This is a genomic window from Halomonas sp. KAO (genome assembly GCF_015595025.1).
Taxonomy (GTDB): domain Bacteria; phylum Pseudomonadota; class Gammaproteobacteria; order Pseudomonadales; family Halomonadaceae; genus Halomonas.
In genome coordinates this window covers 935-1,442 of record NZ_JADNRL010000043.1, presented here as the reverse complement: position 1 = coordinate 1,442, position 508 = coordinate 935, and the positions used below count along the sequence as shown (strand labels likewise).

General features: G+C 49.0%; 1 protein-coding gene. It reads right to left on the bottom strand.

Annotated elements, in window-relative coordinates:
• The coding region (locus IOC61_RS17550; RefSeq protein WP_195690020.1) for a TRAP transporter large permease subunit at positions 1-508 on the bottom strand (508 nt) is incomplete at both ends.

The following is a 508-nucleotide window of genomic DNA, read 5'->3' as shown; positions in this document are numbered from 1 at the left end:
GACTCATGTCACGGTAAACGAAAATACTTACCACCAACGAATAGAGAACTGCAAGAACCGAAGCCTCAGTGACCGTAAAAACGCCCATTCGGATGCCAAACAAGATAATCACCGGCATCATGATAGCGGGCACAGCCTTCCAAAAAGTCACCATCACTTCACTGAATGAGGCAGGATCTGCTGTCGGATAGTTATTTCTCTTGGAAATAAAATACGCAGCCACCATCAAGGCCAACGCCCATAATAAACCAGGCACAACCCCGGCAACGAACATACGCATCACCGATTGATCGGTAATAAATGCATAGACAATCCAGGCAATAGAAGGCGGAATTAACGGGGAAATAGGAGACGAAGCAGCCGTCAGGCCAATCGAAAAACTGCGGTCATAGCCTGCATTAACCATGGCAGGAATATACGTCCGACCCATGGCACTGGTATCAGCGACGGCGGAGCCAGAGACCCCGCCGAACATGAGAGAAGACATGACATTACTGATAGCCAAGCC